1 protein-coding gene and 1 pseudogene are annotated in these 831 nt (G+C 47.1%); both read right to left on the bottom strand.

The features are described 5' to 3' along the window. On the bottom strand, positions 1–497 hold a 497-nt coding region (gene ribB / locus A3729_RS07825; RefSeq protein WP_068633567.1), incomplete at its 3' end, for a 3,4-dihydroxy-2-butanone-4-phosphate synthase. 84 nt (positions 498–581) lie between these two features. Continuing rightward, positions 582–831, bottom strand: a pseudogene (locus A3729_RS07830) (riboflavin synthase); the annotation flags it as partial.

Genomic DNA, 831 nt, shown 5'->3' on the forward strand with positions numbered 1-831 from the left:
ATAATTTCGACTATAACTGAAGCCGCCTCAAAACCTGCCATACGAGCCAGATCGCAACCTGCTTCAGTATGCCCTGCTCGGCTTAATACACCACCAGGCTGCGCCACAATTGGAAACACATGGCCAGGCTGAACAATTTCACTTGGCTTAGTGTTACGTCCTACAGCTGTACGAATAGTGTGCGCACGATCAGCCGCTGAAATACCTGTTGTCACACCCGAAGCCGCTTCAATAGACACAGTAAAGTTAGTTGAAAACTGAGCATTGTTTGCGTGAGCCATCGGCGGTAAGCCGAAGAAGTCTGCCCGCTCTGCCGACATCGTCATACAGATCAAGCCTCTCGCATGTGTCGCCATAAAGTTAATATCTTCCGGACGAACCTGTTCAGCCGCAATCACTAGATCGCCCTCGTTCTCACGATCTTCATCATCCATCAATATAACCATTTTGCCTTGACGGATATCTTCAACTAATTCTTCTACGGTGTTGAGCTCCATTGAGCCTCCCCAGTGTTATTCATCTTAAAAGGCAGCGATATCGAAGGTGAAACGCTGCCTATTATTTAATACAGTGTAAAAGGTTTATCTTAAAAAACCATTTTGTGCCAGAAAGGCCTTATCCAAGTTGCCTTCCGTTTTCTGTTCAGTGACATCAGAAGAGCCTACCTGTAATAGGCGCTCAGCATAACGAGCCATCAAATCAACCTCTATATGAACTGATTGGCCAACCTGATAAGCGTCGATAGTCGTTTCGCCTGCCGTGTGTGGCACAATATTCAGCGAAAAGCCTTCTGCTAACAGCCCGGTTACCGTGAGGCTAACCCCATCAACC

It is taken from the genome of Oleiphilus sp. HI0043 (genome assembly GCF_001634935.1).